This is a genomic window from Pantoea sp. SYBGC1 (assembly GCF_057197005.1).
The window spans coordinates 20,849-40,881 of sequence record NZ_JBXUNM010000015.1; the positions used below are offsets into that span (position 1 = coordinate 20,849).

The 20,033-nt window shown below is 57.5% G+C and carries 15 protein-coding genes and 1 tRNA gene; 10 read left to right on the forward strand and 6 right to left on the reverse strand.

Annotation, left to right across the window (positions count from 1 at the left end; genetic code table 11):
• Positions 1–43: 43 nt before the first annotated feature.
• The 7 genes from yhdP to AC2CF9_RS17505 all read left to right on the forward strand — a co-directional run bounded on the left by yhdP (position 44) and on the right by AC2CF9_RS17505 (position 10,676).
• Positions 44–3,838 carry an AsmA2 domain-containing protein YhdP gene (gene yhdP / locus AC2CF9_RS17475; protein WP_484557563.1) on the forward strand — a complete coding sequence of 1,265 codons (3,795 nt, stop codon included), beginning with the start codon at positions 44–46 and terminating at the stop codon, positions 3,836–3,838.
• A 64-nt stretch (positions 3,839–3,902) separates the two neighbouring features.
• Entirely contained in the window at positions 3,903–5,348 is a 1,446-nt protein-coding gene (gene tldD, locus AC2CF9_RS17480; protein ID WP_039380688.1) for a metalloprotease TldD, read from the forward strand.
• Between the two features lie 378 nt (positions 5,349–5,726).
• Complete coding sequence (gene aaeX / locus AC2CF9_RS17485) at positions 5,727–5,930, forward strand: p-hydroxybenzoic acid efflux pump operon protein AaeX (RefSeq protein WP_065648072.1); 204 nt, start codon at positions 5,727–5,729, stop codon at positions 5,928–5,930.
• A gap of 8 nt (positions 5,931–5,938) precedes the next feature.
• Complete coding sequence (aaeA, locus tag AC2CF9_RS17490) at positions 5,939–6,868, forward strand: p-hydroxybenzoic acid efflux pump subunit AaeA (protein ID WP_094111846.1); 930 nt, start codon at positions 5,939–5,941, stop codon at positions 6,866–6,868.
• An 11-nt stretch (positions 6,869–6,879) separates the two neighbouring features.
• Positions 6,880–8,832, forward strand: coding sequence for a p-hydroxybenzoic acid efflux pump subunit AaeB (aaeB, locus tag AC2CF9_RS17495; RefSeq protein WP_484557564.1), 1,953 nt, complete (start codon positions 6,880–6,882; stop codon positions 8,830–8,832).
• A 105-nt stretch (positions 8,833–8,937) separates the two neighbouring features.
• Positions 8,938–10,392 (forward strand): NAD-dependent succinate-semialdehyde dehydrogenase, encoded by a 1,455-nt coding sequence (locus AC2CF9_RS17500; RefSeq protein ID WP_484557565.1) that lies wholly within the window; start codon positions 8,938–8,940, stop codon positions 10,390–10,392.
• Between the two features lie 14 nt (positions 10,393–10,406).
• Positions 10,407–10,676 carry a barstar family protein gene (locus AC2CF9_RS17505; protein ID WP_150018706.1) on the forward strand — a complete coding sequence of 90 codons (270 nt, stop codon included), beginning with the start codon at positions 10,407–10,409 and terminating at the stop codon, positions 10,674–10,676.
• 60 nt (positions 10,677–10,736) lie between these two features.
• Here the strand turns inward: AC2CF9_RS17505 and yhcN (AC2CF9_RS17510) are convergent, their stop codons facing one another.
• The 3 genes from yhcN (AC2CF9_RS17510) to argR all read right to left on the reverse strand — a co-directional run bounded on the left by yhcN (AC2CF9_RS17510) (position 10,737) and on the right by argR (position 12,296).
• Entirely contained in the window at positions 10,737–11,003 is a 267-nt protein-coding gene (gene yhcN, locus AC2CF9_RS17510; protein ID WP_039380672.1) for a peroxide/acid stress response protein YhcN, read from the reverse strand.
• A gap of 93 nt (positions 11,004–11,096) precedes the next feature.
• The gene (yhcN, locus tag AC2CF9_RS17515; protein WP_039380669.1) at positions 11,097–11,360 is read right to left on the reverse strand and encodes a peroxide/acid stress response protein YhcN; all 264 of its coding nucleotides are present in this window, start codon (positions 11,358–11,360) and stop codon (positions 11,097–11,099) included.
• 465 nt (positions 11,361–11,825) lie between these two features.
• Entirely contained in the window at positions 11,826–12,296 is a 471-nt protein-coding gene (gene argR, locus AC2CF9_RS17520; RefSeq protein WP_039380667.1) for a transcriptional regulator ArgR, read from the reverse strand.
• 419 nt (positions 12,297–12,715) lie between these two features.
• On the opposite strand from argR, the gene mdh reads away from it, so the two are divergent.
• Complete coding sequence (gene mdh / locus AC2CF9_RS17525) at positions 12,716–13,654, forward strand: malate dehydrogenase (RefSeq protein WP_094111851.1); 939 nt, start codon at positions 12,716–12,718, stop codon at positions 13,652–13,654.
• A 47-nt stretch (positions 13,655–13,701) separates the two neighbouring features.
• On the opposite strand, the gene mscM is transcribed toward mdh, so the two are convergent.
• The 3 genes from mscM to rsgA form a co-directional block, all read right to left on the reverse strand.
• Positions 13,702–17,037, reverse strand: coding sequence for a miniconductance mechanosensitive channel MscM (gene mscM / locus AC2CF9_RS17530; RefSeq protein ID WP_484557566.1), 3,336 nt, complete (start codon positions 17,035–17,037; stop codon positions 13,702–13,704).
• Positions 17,038–17,053: 16 nt separating this feature from the next.
• Positions 17,054–17,950 carry an archaetidylserine decarboxylase gene (asd, locus tag AC2CF9_RS17535; RefSeq protein ID WP_065648082.1) on the reverse strand — a complete coding sequence of 299 codons (897 nt, stop codon included), beginning with the start codon at positions 17,948–17,950 and terminating at the stop codon, positions 17,054–17,056.
• A gap of 94 nt (positions 17,951–18,044) precedes the next feature.
• Positions 18,045–19,094 (reverse strand): small ribosomal subunit biogenesis GTPase RsgA, encoded by a 1,050-nt coding sequence (gene rsgA, locus AC2CF9_RS17540; RefSeq protein WP_150018703.1) that lies wholly within the window; start codon positions 19,092–19,094, stop codon positions 18,045–18,047.
• 102 nt (positions 19,095–19,196) lie between these two features.
• Between rsgA and orn the strand changes: the two genes are divergently transcribed.
• Positions 19,197–19,745, forward strand: a complete 549-nt coding sequence (orn, locus tag AC2CF9_RS17545; protein ID WP_484557567.1) for an oligoribonuclease — start codon at positions 19,197–19,199, stop codon at positions 19,743–19,745.
• 213 nt (positions 19,746–19,958) lie between these two features.
• A tRNA-Gly gene (locus AC2CF9_RS17550) sits at positions 19,959–20,031 on the forward strand.
• The last annotated feature ends 2 nt before the right edge of the window (positions 20,032–20,033 follow it).

Consider the following 20,033-nt stretch of genomic DNA (forward strand, 5'->3'; position numbering starts at 1 on the left):
TGCGGCCAGACGTTATTATCCAGTGACCAGCAAGGAGAGATGTGTGAGGCGGTTGCCAGGGATTTTGTTACTGCTGATCGCCACAGTGATTGTCATTGTGGCGCTGCTGGTGAGCGGGCTGCGTCTGGTGATGCCGCATCTCAACAGCTATCGCAGCGACATTCTGCAGACGGTTTCACGCATCAGCGGCGTCACCGCAGACGCCAGTGAACTGCAGGGAACGTGGCAGAATTTTGGCCCGACGCTGCAGGTACGCGATCTGCGTATTGATATGAAACAGGATGGCGAACTGCACATTGGCCGCGTCACTCTTGCGCTGGATGTCTGGCAGTCGCTGCTGCACTGGCGCTGGCAGTTCCGCGATCTCACCTTCTGGCAGCTGCGTCTGGCGACGGAGCGGCCGCTGTTTACCCGCGACAGCGATACCACCAGCATCAAGCCTGCTCAGATCAACGACCTCTTCCTGCGCCAGTTTGATCACTTCGATTTGCGCGACAGCACTATCCGCTTTCTGACGCCTTCAGGCCAGCATGCCGAGCTGGCGATACCGCGCCTCACCTGGCTGAATGAAGCCAGCCGGCATCGCGCGGAAGGCGAGGTCAGTCTCAGCAGCTTTACCGGCCAGCATGGCGTTGTGCAGGTCAGGCTGGATTTAAAGGATACCCGTGGCCTGCTGAACGACGGTCGCATCTGGATGCAGGCAGACGATGTGGATGTGCGTCCCTGGATTGGCCGCTGGCTGCGTGATAACACCAGTCTGGAGAGCGCGCGTATCAGCCTGGCGGCGTGGGCCAGCCTGCGCGATGGCGAACTCTATGCGGGCGATGTGCTGATTAAACAGGGTGGGGCGCGCTGGCGCGGCGAGCAGCACGACCATCAGCTGCAGATTGACGGACTGACCGCACACCTGGCGCGCTTCCGCGACGGCTGGAGCCTGAACATACCGCAGACCCGGCTCAGCACCGATGGCGTGGCCTGGGCACCCGGCCGGATTGCGCTGCTGTGGCAACCTCAGGATAAAGCGGCAGCGGAGATCCGCGTGCGTGCTACCCGGCTGGACCTGCAGCGGTTTGCGCCGCTGGTGCCGCTGATTGGCCCGCTCTCGCCGACGCTGCTGGATACCTGGCGTGCACTGCAGCCGCGCGGTTATATCGATACGCTGGCACTGGATATTCCTCTGGCACAGCCGGAGCAGACGCGACTGCAGGCGACGTGGCGCGATCTGGCGTGGCATAACTGGAAGCTGCTGCCAGGCATCAGCAATCTCAGCGGGCGCGCCAGCGGCAGCGTCAGCAATGGTCAGGTTGATCTCCGCATGGGACAGGCTGAAGTGCCTTATGGTGATATGTTCCAGGCGCCGCTGGATATTCATCAGCTGAGTGGCCAGCTGAGCTGGCTGCGTGACCGTCATGGCCTGACGCTGGCCGGACACCAGCTGGATGTGCAGGCGCGGTCGCTGTGGGCGCGCGGTGATTTCCGCTATCAGCAAAACAGTGACACTGCACCACGGCTCGATATTCTGGCCGGCATTCGCGTAACCGATGCGGGCGATGCGTGGCGCTATCTGCCGGAACCGCTGATGGGGCATAACCTGACGCGCTACCTGAGCGAAGCGATAAAAGGCGGGGAGACGGATAACGCCACGCTGCTGTTCGCCGGCGATCCGCGCCTGTTCCCGTTTAAGCATAACGACGGCATGTTTGAAGTTCAGGTGCCGCTGCGTAATGCCGCGTTTCGCTTTCAGCCGGGCTGGCCAGCTCTGCAGGATCTGGATATCGATCTCGATTTTGTGAATGACGGCCTGTGGATGCGCGCTGATCACGCGCGCCTGGGCAAAGTCGGGGCGCGTAACGTCACGGCTGTTATTCCGGATTATCTTAAAGAAAAACTGCTGATCGCCGGCGAACTGAGCGGGCAGGGAGAGGATATCGGCGCCTACTTTAATGAGACGCCGCTGAAATCGTCGCTCGGCGCTGCGCTGCAGCAGCTGCAGGTTGGGGGCAACGTAAAAAGTACGCTCAACCTGGAGATCCCGCTGGATGGCGAACAGGTACACGCCAGCGGCAACGTGGTGATGAATAACAACACGCTGCATATTAAACCGCTGAAGAGCACGCTGACGCAGCTGACAGGGCGTTTCCGCTATAACAACGGCAACCTTGAAAGCGAAGAGATGCAGGCGAACTGGTTTGGTCAGCCGCTGGGCGTGACCTTCAGCACGCAGGAGAATCCGCAGGATTTTGGCGTTAACGTCCACCTGCTGGGCGACTGGCAGCCGGCGCGTCTTAGCGTGATGCCAGCGGCGGTAGCGCGTCAGCTCGGCGGGTCACTCGCCTGGCAGGGCGATGTGGATATCAGGCTGCCGCATAGCGGAGGCGCGACCTACAGCGTCGATCTCAGGGGCGATGGCAAAGCAGTAAGCAGTCACTTACCTGCGCCGCTGACAAAGCCTGCCGGTGAGGCGCTGCCGGTGACGGTTAAGGCTAAGGGCGATCTGAACGGCTTTATGCTCAGCGGCAGCGTGGGCGAGATGCACCGCTTTAACAGCCGCTGGCTGCTGGAGCCGCAGCTGCGCGTCGAACGCGGCATCTGGCAGAACCAGACCACGGCAACGCCTGCGCTCCCGGCGCAGCGCGGTATGGTATTAAACCTGCCGCCGCTGGATGGGGAAGCCTGGCTCAGTGTACTGGCCGGAGCGGGCGGCAGCGGAGAGGGCGCCACGCAGGTGGGCGGAGTCGGCTTACCGGGCGATGTCACGCTGCATACGCCAGCCCTGACGCTGGGCGGGCAGCAGTGGCACGATCTCAGCGCCACTCTGCTGCAGGGCTCGGGCGGTGATGCGCAGCTGAAGCTGGAGAGTCGTGAAGCGCGCGGCACGCTGACGACAGCGCAGCGTGCACCATGGCGCATTAATCTGAACTACCTTTATTACAACCCGCAATGGAAAGAGACCGGCAGCAGGCAGGCGTCATCACCGTTCAGCGGCGACAGCGGAATCGATTTCAGTCAGTGGCCTGCACTGCAGCTTAACTGCGATGAGTGCTGGCTGCGCGGACAGAAGTTCGGACGGATGGCTGCGACGCTGACGCCGCGCGGAGAGACGTTAGCACTCACTAACGGAATTGTGGACAGCGGCAGCGCCCGGCTCAGCATCAATGGCGAATGGGTTAATTCACCGGGCAATCCGCGCACCTCGCTGAAGGGACGCCTCAGCGGCAGCAACATCAACGACGCCACCAACTGGTTCGGTATGAACACGCCGCTGCGCGATGCGCCGTTTAACGTGGATTACGACCTGCACTGGCGCGCTGCGCCCTGGCAGCCTGCTGAGGCGACGCTGAGCGGCACGCTGAAAACGCACTTTGGCAAAGGAGAGATCGCCGATGTCAACACCGGACGGGCAGGACAGCTACTGCGCCTGGTAAGTTTTGATGCGCTGCTGCGCAAGCTGCGTCTGGATTTCAGCGACACTTTCAGCGATGGCTTCTATTTTGATTCAATCAACGGCACTGCCTGGATCGAAAACGGCGTCATGCGCACCGATAACCTGCTGGTAGATGGGCTGGAGGCGGATATTGCGATGCAGGGCCGGATCGATCTGGTACAGCGAAAGATTGATATGGAAGCGGTCGTGGCGCCGGAGATCTCCGCGTCGGTCGGTGTGGCAACGGCGCTTGCAATCAATCCGGTGGTTGGCGCCGCCGTTTTTGCCGCCAGCAAGGTACTGGGACCGCTCTGGAACAAGATTTCCCTGCTGCGCTACCACATCAGCGGCCCGCTGGATAAACCGGAAATCAGTGAAGTGCTGCGCAAAGCGCGCGACGCCGGCAGCAAGTGAATTTGACGCCGTCGGGGAATTGCCGCAGGCTATGACTATCTGAGCACATAATGAGTGAGAAACGATGACTCTGAATCTGGTAAGTGAGCAGTTACTAGCTGCGAACAGCATTAATCAGCAGGACCTCCATTCCCTGTTAGGGCAGCTTTCAGAACGTCGTCTGGATTATGCCGATCTCTATTTTCAGTCCAGCTTCCATGAGTCCTGGGTGCTGGAAGATAAAATTATTAAAGATGGCTCCTACCATATCGATCAGGGCGTTGGCGTACGTGCCGTAAGCGGTGAAAAAACCGGCTTCGCTTATGCAGACCAGATCACCCTGAACGCGCTGCGGCAGTCTTCAGAAGCCGCGCGCAGTATTGTACGCGAGCAGGGCAATGGCACCGCACATACGCTGCAGGCAGTGATGCAACGTTCGCTCTATGCGCCGGTTAACCCGCTCGACAGCCTGACGCGTGAAGATAAAATCGCCCTGCTGCATCGCGTGGACCGCGTAGCGCGCGCGGCCGACCCGCGCGTACAGGAGGTTAATGCCAGCCTGAGCGGCGTTTATGAGCAGGTGCTGGTTGCGGCAACGGATGGGACGCTGGCGGCGGATATTCGTCCGCTGGTGCGTCTGTCAATCAGCGTGCAGGTGGAAGATCAGGGCAAGCGCGAGCGCGGCTCAAGCGGCGGCGGCGCGCGTACCGGCTATGAGTTTTTCCTCGCTGATGAGAGTGGTGACGTCCGGGCTGACGCCTGGGCGCGTGAAGCGGTGCGTATGGCGCTGGTTAACCTCTCTGCAGTTGCAGCGCCTGCTGGCGCACTGCCGGTCGTGCTGGGTGCCGGCTGGCCGGGTGTGCTGCTGCACGAAGCGGTAGGACATGGCCTTGAGGGTGACTTCAACCGTCGTGAAACGTCGGTATTCAGCGGTAAGATGGGTCAGCTGGTTGCTTCGGAACTCTGCACCGTGGTGGATGATGGCACGCTGGAGGGGCTGCGCGGCTCGCTGGCGGTGGATGATGAGGGCGTTCCGGGTCAGTACAATATGCTGATCGAAAATGGCGTGCTGAAAGGCTATATCCAGGACAAGCTGAATGCGCGCCTGATGGGTGTGCCGCCAACCGGTAATGGCCGGCGCGAATCATATGCGCATCTGCCGATGCCGCGCATGACCAACACCTACATGCTGGCGGGCAAGTCCACGCCGCAGGAGATCATCGAAAGCGTGGAATATGGCCTCTATGCGCCTAACTTCGGCGGTGGCCAGGTCGATATCACCTCGGGCAAATTTGTCTTCTCTACCTCAGAGGCGTATCTGATTGAGAAGGGTAAAGTTACCCGGCCGGTCAAAGGCGCTACGCTGATTGGCTCCGGCATTGAGGCGATGCAGCAAATCTCAATGGTCGGTAACGATCTGGCGCTGGATAAAGGCGTCGGCGTATGCGGTAAAGAGGGGCAGAGCGTCCCGGTTGGCGTAGGTCAGCCGACGCTGAAGCTGGACAAAATCACCGTAGGCGGCACCGCCTGAGGTGCTGAACCTCTGTCACTATAAAGGCTGCCTGCGGGCAGCCTTTTTTGTGGCTGCGTCAGCTATAAATGCCCTCCGGTTCAGCCACTTTGGCAAAAACAGATATCGCGCTAAGTCGTGCGATTATTTATTCAGATTAAAAAGTGATTTATGTCACGATTTGTAGAAAACATATAGTCAGGCACGTTATTATACGCGCGCTGGGTTTATGCACTGCATCCCGTTACGGACCAGACAGGCTGATGATACGCTATGATTAGCGCAGGGCGGCCTGAAGGTTACTGCCATTTTTCTGCTGCCTGCTTAACCATTTCCGGTGCGGCACAGCGTGGGGGCAAAAGCGGTGCGATCCCGGCAAGGTCGAACTAAGGAACCGAAATGAGTGTGCTTCCGGTATTTGTCGTATTCGGGCTATCTTTCCCGCCCATCTTCATTGAACTACTGGTTTCGCTGGCGCTGTTCTGGCTGGTGAAACGTGTGCTGACGCCAAGCGGGATCTACGATCTGGTCTGGCATCCGGCCCTGTTTAACACGGCCCTGTATTGCTGTGTGTTTTATCTTGTATCCCGTCTATTCATCTGAGGTTTTAAGTGAAAGCGCTCATAAGAAAAATCGCGCGTTACGCGATTACGCTCCTGCTGGTTATCATCGCCGTCGTGATTGTCTTCCGCGCCTGGGTGTTCTACACCGAATCCCCGTGGACACGCGATGCTAAATTCTCTGCGGATGTGGTGGCTATCGCACCTGATGTCACCGGTCTCATCACCGACGTGCCGGTGCATGACAACCAGCTGGTGAAAAAGGGCGATACGCTGTTTATCGTCGACCGGCCGCGCTATCAGAAAGCGCTGGCGCAGGCGCAGGCAGACGTGGACTACTATCAGGCGCTGGTGAGTGAAAAACGCCGCGAGGCGGGACGGCGTAATCAGCTCGGGACCAGCGCGATGTCGCGTGAGGCGATTGAACAGGCCAACAGCGATCTGCAGACCAGTGAACATCAGCTGGCGAAATCGATCGCTACCCGCGATCTGGCGGTTATCGATCTCGACCGTACCACGATCAAAGCCCCTTCTGATGGCTGGGTGACCAACCTCAATGTCTATGAGGGTGAATTCATTACGCGCGGCTCCGTAGCGGTCGCGCTGGTACAGCAGCACTCTTTCTACGTGCTGGCTTATATGGAAGAGACCAAACTCAGCGGCGTGCGTCCGGGCTTTCGCGCTGAAGTCACGCCGCTGGGCAGCAATACCGTGTTACGCGGCACGGTGGATAGCGTGGCTGCCGGGGTGACCAACAGCAGCAGCAGCATTGATAATAAAGGTATGGCAACGGTGGACTCTAATCTGGAGTGGGTGCGCCTGGCGCAGCGCGTGCCGGTGCGTATCCGACTGGATGCCCAGCCTGGCAACCGCTTCCCGGCAGGCACAACCGCGACCGTAGTGATCACCGGTGAGCAGGATCGGCAGACCAACGTCTCGCCGCTGGCGCAATTCTTCAATCGCCTGCGTGAGTTTGGTTAAGCGGGGGCGTAATGATTGAGTTTTTGCGTTTCCCGATCAAGCTGACGTTTGCGCTGGTGGCCGCGCTGATGATTGGCTTTCACTTTCATCTGGAAACGCCGCGCTGGGCGGTGATGACGGCCGGTATTGTCGCTGGCGGTACCGCCTTTGCGGCTGGCGGCGATCCCTACTCCGGCGCGCTGCGCTATCGCGGCGTATTGCGCATTATCGGCACCTTTATCGGCTGTATCGCCGCGCTGACTATCATGATCACCACCGTGCGTGCGCCGGTCGTGATGCTGCTGCTGTGCTGCATGTGGGCCGGTTTCTGCGTCTGGCTCTCTTCGCTGATCAAAGTTGAAAACTCCTATGCGCTTGGGCTGGCAGGTTACACGGCGCTGATTATCGTCGTCACCGCTGACGCAACCGGCGGGCTGACGCTGGCTCCCCAGTTTGCCGTTGAACGCTGCAGCGAAATTGTGATCGGGATCCTCTGTGCGATTCTGGCAGATATGCTGTTTTCACCGCGCTCCATTAAAAAAGTCATAGATGCTGAAGTGGATGCGCTGCTGGTGGCGCACTACAAACTGCTGCAGCTCTGCGTTGCGCATGAAGATAAAGATGAGGTGGACAAAGCCTGGAGCGCGCTGGTGCGCCGCACCACCGCCCTGAACGGCATGCGCAGCCAGCTAATGATGGAGTCATCTCGCTGGCAGAACAGCAGTCGCCGGCTAAAGATGCTTAATACGCTGTCGCTGACGTTGATTACGCAGGCCGCTGAAACGTTCCTTATCCAGAACTCCCGGCCCGACTATATTCCGCCGCAGTTCCGGCTGCTGCTGGAGAAAGAGGCAAACAGCGCCGGTGAGGTACATAAGCGCATGAAAGTGCTGCGGCGCGTTATCAGCGACAGCAGCAAAACGGTTCCGGTCACGCTGGCGAGCTGGACCGGAGCAGCGACTGAATATCTGCTGCTGATCAAAGGGATTAAATGCAACAGCCGTATCAGCGCCCTTGAAGAGAACATCCTGCAGCGGGAGATTATCGTTCAGGCCCGCTCGGCTGAAACTCACCATGCGATGATCAACGGTATTCGCACCTTTGTCGCCACCGCGCTGGGGGCCCTGTTCTGGCTCTATACCGGCTGGACCTCCGGCAGCGGCTGCATGGTTATGCTGGGGGTGATCACCGCACTGGCGATGCGCATGCCCAATCCGCTGATGATGGCCAAAGATTTCTTTTACGGTATGGCGGTCGCCGTGCCGCTTGGATTGTTCTACTTCACCTGGGTTCTGCCTGCCACGCAGCAGAGTGCGCTGCTGCTCTGCATCGCCATCGGCCTGCTCGGCTTTGTCGGCGGTATCTTTGTGCAGCGGCGGCAGATTGGCACGCTGGGCGCGCTGATTGGCACAATCAATGTGCTGGTACTGGATAACCCGATGAAGTTTGAATTTAACGTGTTTCTGGATAATGCGCTGGGGCAGTGGATCGGCAGCTTTGTCGCCATGATGGTGATTTTGCTGATTCGCGATAAATCCAAAGCGCGTACCGGCCGCAAACTGCTGAATCGCCTGGTGTATGCTGCTGTTGCAGCGCTGACGACCAATCAGGCCCGGCGCCGGGAAAATCATCTGCCGGCGCTTTATCAGCAACTTTTTCTGCTGCTCAACCTGTTTCCGGGCGATATCGACAAATACCGTATAGCCCTGACGCTGATCATTGGTCATCAGCGGCTGCGTAATGCAGAAGTGCCGGTCAATGCGGAGCTCTCCGCTTATCACCGGCAGCTGCGGCACACCGCGGACCGGGTTATCTCAGCCAGCAGCGATGATAAGCGACGCGACGCGTTCAAAATGCTGTTGCAGGAGCTGGCTGGCTATCAGGAGAAGCTGGCGCATTATAGTGCCCCTGCCAGCGTCACGGAGCCGGTCGCCCGCCTGACGCAGATGCTGGACAAATATCAGAACACCCTTATCCAGATTTAAGCCTGCCGCCGTGCGCGGCGGCGGGTTTATGCCACGCTGACACCAATCGGCTGCGCGTTGCCATCTATACTTTCCTGACGGATGCATACTGACAGGAGAATACTGATGTCCGCTTCTTTGCAGCAACATGAACTCTTCAAAACCGGCTTCTTCGCTGCGGGTCAATGGCATGCGGCCTCCGCGACGTTTGACGTAACCAATCCGGCAACCGGCGAGGTCATTGCCCGCGTTGCCAAAGCGGGTAAAGCGGAAACCGAACAGGCGATCGCTGCCGCGCAGCGCGCTTTTCCCGGCTGGCGGGATAAAACGGCCAAAGAGCGATCCGGGATCCTGATGCGCTGGTATCAGCTGATCGTGGAGAACAAACGCTGGCTTGCAGAGCTGATGACCGCCGAGCAGGGTAAGCCGGTCAAAGAGGCGGAAGGCGAAGTAGAGTATGCCGCGAGCTTTATTCAGTGGTTTGCAGAAGAGGCAAAGCGCGCCAACGGCGAGATTATTCCGCCCGCTAAACCCGGCTCGCGTATTCTGGCCACGCGTGAACCGGTTGGCGTGGTCGCGGCGATCACCCCCTGGAATTTCCCGATGGCGATGCTGACCCGTAAGCTTGGGCCGGCGCTGGCCGCAGGCTGCACCGGAATTATCAAACCGGCAAATAATACACCGCTCAGCGCATTTGCCCTGATAGCCCTGGCGCAGCAGGCTGGCGTGCCGGACGGCGTCCTCAATGCCGTTGCGGGCGATACCCAGGCGATCAGCGACGCTATTATGGCCTCACGCGCGGTGCGCAAAATCTCGTTTACCGGTTCCACTGCCGTGGGTAAAACGCTGATGCGCAATGCGGCTGAGACGATGAAAAAGGTCTCCATGGAACTGGGCGGCAACGCGCCATATATCGTCTTTGAAGATGCGGATATCGACGCGGCGGTACAGGGTGCGATTGCCAATAAATTCCGCAACGCTGGTCAGGTCTGCGTGAGCGTGAATCGTTTTTATATCCATGAGCAGATTTACGATCGCTTTGTTACGCAGCTGGCAGAAGCGGTGAAGCAGCTCAAAGTCGGTAACGGTATGGACGAAGGCGCGATCGTCGGGCCGCTGATCGCTGCCTCCGCGCTGGAAAAAGTTGAAGAGCATGTGCAGGATGCGGTGCGTAAAGGTGGCCGAATCGTCACCGGTGGCGAACGGCATGCGCTGGGAGGCAATTTCTGGCAGCCCACGGTCATTGCCGAAGCGCAGGAGAGCATGATGCTGGCGCAGGAGGAGACATTTGGTCCGGTTGCGGCCTGCTTCCGCTTCAGCAGCGAAGAGGAGGTAATCGAGCGGGCGAATGATACCGAATTTGGTCTGGCTGCCTACTTCTATACGCAGAATCTGCAGCGGGTGTTCCGCGTCGCTGCCGCGCTGGAAGCGGGGATGATCGGTATCAATGAGTGCGCGGTCTCTACTGAGGTGGCGCCGTTTGGCGGGATCAAAGAATCAGGTCTGGGACGTGAAGGCTCAGTGCTGGGTATTGAAGAGTACCTGGAAGTCAAAGCGCTGCATCTGGGCGGTCTCTCTTAGCAGGAGGATACAGCATGCGAACCGAGCGTTTCGATTTTGATGAAATTGTCGATCAGGCCCACTTCTATAGTCAGTTTGGCGAGCGTTTTATGCTGAACGAGGCCGCTATTCGCGATCCGGACGATCTCTGGCGGGTGATGAGCGGTAAACAGCTTCCGCTGCCGCTGGAAATTGTCTTCGTTAATCTGGGGAGAGGGCAGAAACGCCGGTATAGCGCACTGATCCTGCTATTTGAAAAGGCAGAAGAGGAGCTGGAGGGCCAGCTCCGCTTTACCGCTCAGTAATACAACCCAAAAAGGGCCCCGCAAAGCGGGGCCAAAGGGTTCGTCAGGGGTGACGAGGAATTACTTATAGAGTTCGGCGGTCACGTGATAGCTGTCGCCGGTACGTGCTTCGATAACGCGGTAAGCGCTGGCACCCTGCGCATCAGCCTTCTGAGAAAGCTGTTCGCGATAATCCATTGGTGAACCGCCGGTACCGCTGATTGAGATGGTGCTGCCAGCAGGCTGCAGATTTTGTGCTGATTCACTGGTAACCAGTTGAGCCGCAGAAGCGCCAAAGGCAAACAGAGAGAGCAGGCCAGCCGTTGCAAGAGTTGTTTTGATTTTCATGATGTATCTCCTCGTTAGCATCAACAACCTGCAGCTACACCAGAGTAAGCGGGTCGTCGATTAGCATCGGCGTTATATCACGCCGGTTGACAGTTATTTATAGAGTTCAGCTGTAGCGTGGTACGTGTTGTCGTTATAAGCCTCGATAACACGATACGCTTTTGCGCCCTGCGCATCGGCTTTCGCATTCAGCTGCTGGTGGATATCCATTGGCGAGCCGCCTACGCCGCTGACGCTGATGGTGCCGGCCGACTGCAGGTTCGCTGCCTGATCGGCAGAAATAGAATCTGCTGCAGAAGCGCCAAATGAGAGTGCAGAGAGAATGCTCAGGGTGGCGATAGCCGCTTTAACGTTCATGGTATTTTCCTCGTCTGTGATTTTTATCTTTTTAGTTAGTGTGATTTGCGTCACGAAAAGAAGTATAGATCTAATCACGCAGGAAATTAATACTTCGCTAATAATGTTTCGTTGTTATCCTTTATCCTTATGCCACCTTTTTATAACGTTAAGTTATTAAAATCGGCTATTTTTCATCCGCCATGCTCTTTTTTTTCGCAAAAACAGTGATCTGCGTCAAATTAACTTTTCGTGCCAAAGTTTATGGTCAATGCCGCTGCATGCTGGCGAGAAAATCAGTTAAAACGGGTGAAAGAGTGGTTGCAGGCAGGAGAATATATGGCTGAGTGTGACAAGAGCTTAAAGGTCCGACCTATATCAGCAGGCCTGATAACCTTTAGCGATAAAGGCGGGATGGAGTAACAGAAGATATCAGGTATCTGAACGCCAGAAGGTGCCGGCAGACTGGCCGCCGGCAGAGAAGTGCTACAGCTCCTGCTCAAACAGCACCAGTACCGCGTCATAGAGCTGCTTGACGGTAAAAGCGCGCGCCGGGGTGATGAAAATGGTGTCATCGCCGGCGATAGTACCCAGAATTCCTTCCGCTTTGCCGAGGGAATCGAGCAGGCGGGCAATTAGTTGCGCGGCGCCCGGACTGGTATGAATCACAACCAGCGCTTCATTGTAATCGATATCCAGCACCAGGTTTTTCAGCGGGCTGGTAGCGGTAGGGACACCCAGTTCAGCGGGCAGGCAGTAGACCATCTCCATTTTTGCGTTGCGCGTGCGCACGGCGCCAAACTTTGTCAGCATGCGGGAGACTTTTGACTGATTGATATTTTCAAAGCCATCTTCCTGCAGCGCCTGCACGATTTCGCCCTGAGAGCTGAATTTTTCTTCTTTAAGCAAGGCTTTGAATGCCTTGATAAGGTCGTCTTGTTTTGAAGGATTACGCATAAGCTACCAATGAATGAGAGGCGCAGCAGGCAACAAGCCTGCAGCTGATAAATTATTATGCATTTAGATGAATTTTTATGCAATGCGTCAGCAGAGACTTTCGCCATACGTCCGCGCGGGACGGGCATTCTAGCAGAAACTGGCTACGCACCAAAATCGCGCGCTGACGCGCAAAGCAGAGGTTGCAAAGTTGTTATACTATTGACGTGGTAACAACCAGATCGACGATCAAAGCCGTATATCTCTGCTGGCTGCGATAAGATCATTCAGGCGCTTCTGAAACAGAGCGGTATCGGAAGCGGATAGCAGCAGGCTGCCTGTGCGCAACGGCTATGTCGCTATCGCCTGAGATGTTGACTAAACTCGTAAGCTGATGGATTTCTGGCATATCTTTGCCCCATCTTAATAAGGAGTTCAGGATGAAAGTTGCCGTTCTCGGAGCCGCTGGCGGTATTGGCCAGGCGCTGGCTCTGCTGCTCAAAACGCAGTTACCCGCGGGTTCCGCCCTCTCTCTCTATGATATTGCACCGGTCACGCCTGGCGTGGCGGTCGATCTCAGCCATATCCCTACCGCTGTGACGGTTGAAGGTTTCAGCGGTGAAGATGCCACCCCGGCGTTAAAAGGAGCCGACGTGGTTCTGATTTCTGCCGGGGTAGCGCGTAAGCCCGGCATGGATCGCGCGGATTTGTTTAACGTTAACGCGGGCATTGTCCGCAACCTGATCGCGCAGGTAGCCAGCACGGCACCCAAAGCGCTGATTGGCGTCATTACCAATCCGGTTAATACCACCGTGGCGATCGCCGCAGAGGTGCTGAAAAAAGCTGGCGTTTACGATAAAAACCGGCTGTTTGGCGTCTCCACGCTGGATGTCATTCGTGCCAATACCTTTGTCGCCGCGCTCAAGGGTAAACAGCCAGGAGAAGTAGAGGTGCCGGTAGTGGGCGGCCACTCTGGCGTGACCATTCTGCCGCTGCTGTCGCAGGTGCCGGGCGTCAGCTTCAGCGAGCAGGAGATCGCCGATCTTACAAAGCGTATTCAGAACGCCGGCACCGAAGTGGTGGAAGCCAAAGCGGGTGGCGGATCGGCGACTCTCTCAATGGGGCAGGCCGCCGCACGCTTTGGCCTGTCGCTGATCCGTGCGCTGCAGGGTGAGGCCAACGTAGTTGAATGCGCCTATGTTGAAGGCGACGGTGAGTATGCGCGCTTTTTCTCTCAGCCGCTGCTGCTGGGGAAAAACGGGATTGCCGAACGTCGCCCGCTCGGCACGCTGAGCGAATTTGAACAGCAGGCGCTGCACGGTATGCTGGAGACGCTGAAAAAAGATATTGCGCAGGGTGAAGAGTTTGTGAAGCAGTAAATCCTGTTACGCAGTGTGAAACGCCCGGCTTCAGCCGGGCGTTTTTATTACAGTCCGCCAGATTTGAAGGTCTGCGTCGCCGCCGTGCCATTGCCGGCAAGCGTTTTGCGTCCCAGCGTTTCCATACGTACCTGGAAGGGCGGGAAAGGCATCTCAATATTGTGCTCCGCAAAGCCCCGCAGGATGAGCTGATGCAGCTCATGCCGTAGCGGCATGCGATGGCCCATCTCTGCCGCATGCACGCGCAGCTCAAAGAGCTGAATACCCTGCTGCAGGTCCACCAGGTAAACTTCCGGCGGCGGCATATCCAGCACGTAGGTGCAGCGCTCGGCCGCCTGTTTCAGTATGGTGGTAGCTTCTTCACTGTTTACGCGCGCCGGCGCCGGAATCGTCAGCACCACACGCGTAACGGAATCTGACAAAGACCAGTTCACGAACTGCTCGGTAATAAACGCTTTATTGGGCACGATAATCTCTTTGCGGTCCCAGTCGGTAATAGTAGTCGCGCGGGTGTTAATACGCGTGATACTGCCGGTTAGATCGCGAATGGTGACGGTATCGCCGATGCGGATCGGTTTTTCAAACAGGATAATCAGGCCGGAGATAAAGTTGGCAAAAATTTCCTGCAGGCCAAATCCGAGCCCAAGACCCAGCGCAGCGACCAGCCACTGCAGCTTTGACCACTCCACGCCAATCATAGAGAAGCCAATCAGGCCGCCCATCAGCATCAGCGCATATTTGGTCAGCGTCGTAATGGCGTAGCCGGTACCCGGCGCGAGGCTGAGATGCTGCAGCAGCGCCAGCTCCAGCAGCGCCGGCATATTGCGAACCAGCTGCGTGGTGATGATCAGCACCAGAATGGCGATGAGCACCGCACCCAGCGTGATAGGCTGCACGCTCTCAACGCCCTGAACCGTGGTACTGGCATCCCAGAGCGGAATGTTATCGAGGAAGCTAAACGCGGAGTGGATTTCCGACCAGAGCAGGATCACCGATACCAGCGCAATCAGCGTCAGGATTGAACGCACCAGCCGCAGCGACTGCGCACTGATGGCATCGAGGTCAATCACCGGCTCATCAATTTCAATGGTGTCAGTATTGGTGGCGCTCTGCTGCTCTTTTTCTTCTTCACTGCGCGCGCGGTTGGCCAGCATATCGGCACGACGCTGGCGGGCGCGATCGAACGCAATGCGTCGGCGCTGAATCAGCATCCAGCGGCGAATAATGTGATAAATCACCAGCAGGAAGAACCAGATACAGACTGAGGTTTCCAGGCGAGCCAGCAGCGCCTGGGCGGTTGCCAGATAGCCAATGCAGGATGCAAAAGCAGCTACCAGCGGAATGGCGATCATCAGGTTCCACAGGATGCGATTGACAAAATTATCTCCGCTGCCCTCTTTATCAAGATAAAGCGGAATACCGGCGCGCTTCAGGCTGACCGTGACAATGCTCAGTGCGCCGCAGATCAGCACAAAACAGAGTCGGCCCAGCGTCGCGGAAAACTGCGGATCTTCCAGGTTGCCAAAGGCGATCAGCAGCATGATCAGCGGTACAATCAGCCCCACGGTCAGCGAATAGTAGCGCATGGCGCGCGCTACCCGCGTCTGCGGCCAGCGAAAATGCACGACAAACAGGCCGTCGTGACGGGCAAAGGCGGCGCTGATCATAAACGCCCACAGCAGCGGCAGCGTGGCGGTAATGCCATCCCCTATCGCCACGGCAAACGGATAGGGCCACGCATGCTGCAGGCCATAACCCAGCGCCGCCCAGAGCACCGGCAGCGGCAGCGCCACCAGAATGGACCAGAACACCGTACGCAGCGTCAGGCTGAAGCGATCCTGTGTCACTTTGCCCACGCGGCTGGCGGCGCGCGCCATAAACGCGTTGTAGTGGCGGCGTGAGCTGATGCTGAAACCCACCAGCAGCACGGCACCCATAATCGGCAGCACCGTTTCGCGACTGGTAAACATCATGGCCAGCGCTTTGCCCATCTGGCCCAGCGTATCCAGCGACAGCAGGCGGGTGAGGGCGCTTGCTACCTCAAGGGGGTACTTCAGGCCCACCGGACTGACATCCGCCGTCCAGAAGAGGTAACGGTGCGTCGCCTCTTTAACTTCGCTGAGCGCATCCTGCAGCTGCGTGTTTGACACCCGGAGCTTGGTGATCTCCAGAATCAGCGTATCGCAGCCGGAGATCAGCGAATTAAGCAGTTCACGCTGGGTGCGCAGCTGCGCGTCCAGGATCCGGCTCTGCTCGCTGGTATAAGGCGTGCCATCTTCCTGCTTCTCTTTACGCAATGTCTGCTGACGTTCGAGCAGTGACTCATAGTGCAGCCGCTGCACCCGCAGCTCACCCATTTCGCTATCGATCTGCTGTGCTTTTGGCATATCGGGCAGACGGGCTACCTGCGCGCGCAGCGCTTCACCCAGCAAATTAGAGGCGCCCAGCCACTGCGACTGCTCGCGCAGCGTGCTCAGCGCCTGGCGTACCTGCAGCGTCTGATTCGTTGCCAGACGCTGCTGGGAGGCGACCAGATCCATACGCTGCGCCTGCTGATTCAGATCGGCAGAGAGCTGACGATTAATACGCAGCTGCTCGCTAATCGTGGGCGGCAGATCGCCACTGTTTTCCGCCAGCTGCTCCGTACGCTCCAGCGCCAGCTCCGCCTCGCGCTGACGCTGATTGTTCAGCTGGCTGCGCAGCGCCTGCAGATAGTTATCCAGCTGCGTGGCTTTCCGCTGATGCACTTCTGCCCGCATGCGGGCCAGTTCCTGACGGTTATTAGCTGAGAGTTGCGCCAGCTCCAGCTCATCTACGCGGGCTTTGCTCGCTGCGCTTTCTGCCTGACGGGCATACATCTGCGCCTGGGCAAGGGGCGACGCGCTGTTTGAAACGCCCTGCGCGCGACGCTCATTCTCCGTCATAGCACGGCGCGCATCGGTCTGCTGCTGCGGCAGCTGCGCCAGCGAATCGCTGATTTCACGTGCGCGGTCCTGCTCTTGCTGCGCCTGCCGTCCCTCTTCCAGCAGCTGGCTGCTGACCTGGAGTATTTCCTGATCCAGTTCCGCATTGCTCATGTTGCTGCGTACGGGTTTGCTGGTCTCGTTCAGCGTGGCGATCTGCTGGCGCAGTTCGCGTGCCAGCCGGGGAAAATCGTCGATCACCTGCTGATACTGCTTCGCCCGCTCCAGCGAGTCGCTGCGTTCAGAGAGAAAATTGATGGCCGCTTCCAGCGCCTGCACCTGTTCGGTTTGTGCAGGGCTGTTTTTAGCGGATTTCGCCTCATCCAGCTCCTGCTGCAGCTGCGTGGTGGAGGGGAGAGAGGCGGCACAGAGAGGGCTGCTGAGCACAAGGCTCAGCAGTAGAACAAGGAAAGCGCGCACGGGAGCAGGTCTCTGATTAGTGAGTCAGCGGGGCGCTGTCGCCAGACTGCGGCAGTGCAATAGCCAGCGGCTGGCCGAGACGCGTTTTACTTTCCGCCTCCAGGCTTTCCGCCAGTTTTACCCGGTCAGGAGCAAACAGGTTGATCACGGTTGAACCCAGCTTGAAACGGCCCATTTCCTGACCTTTCAGCAGTACGACCGCACCATCATGTTCGGCAGAAGGGTAGCGCCAGCGTTTGATCACACCTTCACGCGGTGGCGTCACGGTTCCTGCCCAGACAGTTTCAATACTGCCGACAATAGTGGCACCCACCAGAATCTGCACCATCGGGCCGTGATCGGTATCAAAGACGCAGATAACGCGCTCATTACGCGCGAACAGATTAGGAATATTGCGCGCCGTGAGCGGGTTAACGGAGTAGAGGTCGCCCGGCACGTAGATCATTTCACGCAGAATGCCGTTGCAGGGCATATGCACCCGGTGGTAATCGCGCGGGGCAAGATAAGTGGTAACGAACTCCCCATCAATAAACTTCTCTGCCAGCTCGTCGTTGCCTGCCAGCAGCGCCTGCAGCGTATAGTAGTGTCCTTTCGCCTGAAAAATCTGATCGCCAGTGATGCGGCCCAGCTGGCTGATTGCGCCGTCACACGGCAGCGCCAGCAGCGAGGCGTCAGGATCGACAGGGCGGGCACCCTCTTTCAGCGGGCGGACAAAGAAATCGTTGAACGTGCGATAGCTGCCGGTATGCGGCTTACTGGCTTCCGCCATATCAACTTTATAGAACCAGACGAAAGCATCAATGACCGCTTTGGTCAGCCAGCCACCGCGGCGACTGGCGCCCCAGCCGGCGAGTTCGGTCAGCGCCTTCTTAGGCAGAATATGATTCAGGCCGAGTTTAAAACGATCAAACACCGTTGCCTCCTGGCTTAATACCTGTGGTTTACGTAAAAAAGGGGGCGGATTGTAGCAGCGCCCCGGTGAGTTAGCGACTATGTCGTTTTACCGATCAATCTTCATCGGCAGAAAAGTTTTTACGCGTTTTTACCTGCGCCATACTCTCCAGAATACGGTGGTAATTATCAAAGCGCGACGCGTTAATCAGGCCATTCTCTACCGCTTCGCGGATTGCGCAGCCGGGATCGGTATCGTGCTTGCAGTCGCGAAACTTACAGCTGCCGAGAAATTCGCGGAATTCGATAAACCCGCGGGTAACCTGTTCCGGCTCAAGGTGCCACAGGCCAAATTCACGTACACCGGGCGAGTCGATCACATCGCCGCCGTGCGGGCAGTGGTAAAGACGTGAGGCGGTCGTGGTGTGCTGGCCCAGTCCGGACACATCCGACACATCATTAGTCAGGATCTCACTGCCGGCAACATCGAGTCCCAGCAGCCGGTTAAGCAGGCTCGATTTACCCACGCCTGACTGGCCGGCAAAAATGCTGACGCGCCCGGTCAGTGCCGCTTCCAGATCTTTCAGGCCATCCTGTGCGTAGCTGGAGACCATCAGCACGCGATAACCGATATGGCGATAGATATCCATCTGCTCATCAACAAACGCGCGTGCGTCGCTATCCAGCAGATCGATCTTATTGAGTACCAGTAACGGCTCGATACCCAGCGTTTCGCTGGCGACCAGATAGCGGTCGATAATATTGAGCGAAAGCTCCGGCAGAATAGCTGATACGATCATGATCTGATCGATATTGGCCGCGATAGGCTTTACGCCGTCATAAAAATCGGGGCGGGTCAGCACGCTTTTACGCTCGTGTACCGCTTCAACGATACCTTTACCGCCATTTTCATTCGCTGCACGCCATACAACGCGATCGCCGGTAACCAGCGAGCGGATAGTGCGACGGATATTACAGCGATGCACTTCACCCGCCTGGTCTTCGACATCTGCGTGCATGCCAAAGCGGCTGATCACCACGCCCTCAGACGCATCGCCAAACAGGCTATCATCAGGCTCCGGTTTTTCACTCCGTTGCTGCAGACGACGCTGATGGTTTGCGCTTACGCGACGTTGTTGACCCTTCGACAGTTTATTTTTGCTCACGCATCCTCTCACGCTTTCGCCAGGCTTCGCCCCGCTGGGCAAAACGTCTATGATACACCTTAACGCGGTCGAATGACGACACTGGCAACGGATGGAAAATAGATGACAGCTGGAAACGAAAATAACCTGATCTGGATCGACCTTGAAATGACCGGACTCGATCCGGTACGCGATCGCATTATCGAGATCGCGACGATCGTTACAGACGCAAACTTAAATGTGCTCGCAGAGGGGCCGGTACTGGCGGTGCATCAGTCTGATGAGCAGCTGGCTCTGATGGATGAGTGGAACGTGCGCACCCATACCGGCAGTGGCCTGGTGGAGCGGGTCAAAACGAGCCAGTATGACGATCGGGCGGCTGAACAAGCCACGCTGGCGTTTCTGCAGCAGTGGGTGCCCGCTAACACTTCACCGATTTGCGGCAACAGCATCGGTCAGGATCGCCGTTTTCTGTTTAACTATATGCCAGAGCTGGAAGCCTACTTCCATTACCGCTATCTGGATGTCAGCACGCTGAAAGAGCTGGCGCGACGCTGGAAACCGCAGATCCTGCCGGGCTTTAAAAAAGCGGGTACGCACCAGGCGCTGGATGATATTCGCGAGTCGATCGCGGAGCTGGCATACTATCGCGAGCATTTTTTACAGCTTTAACGGTCTGAAATGCACAGTAAAGCATCATTTTGTCGATTAAAGCAGCAAACGCGCTGAAAGCGCAAAATTTTGCGATAAGAGGCTTGCGGCAAAAACGAATTCTCGTATAATGCGCACCCCGTACCGATGAAGAATTTCGTGTGGTGCGCAGCAGTAAAGCATCAGCGTTTATCCCCCGCGTGAAGGTTACGCCGAGGTAATCGCAATGATGATGCGGGAATAGCTCAGTTGGTAGAGCACGACCTTGCCAAGGTCGGGGTCGCGAGTTCGAGTCTCGTTTCCCGCTCC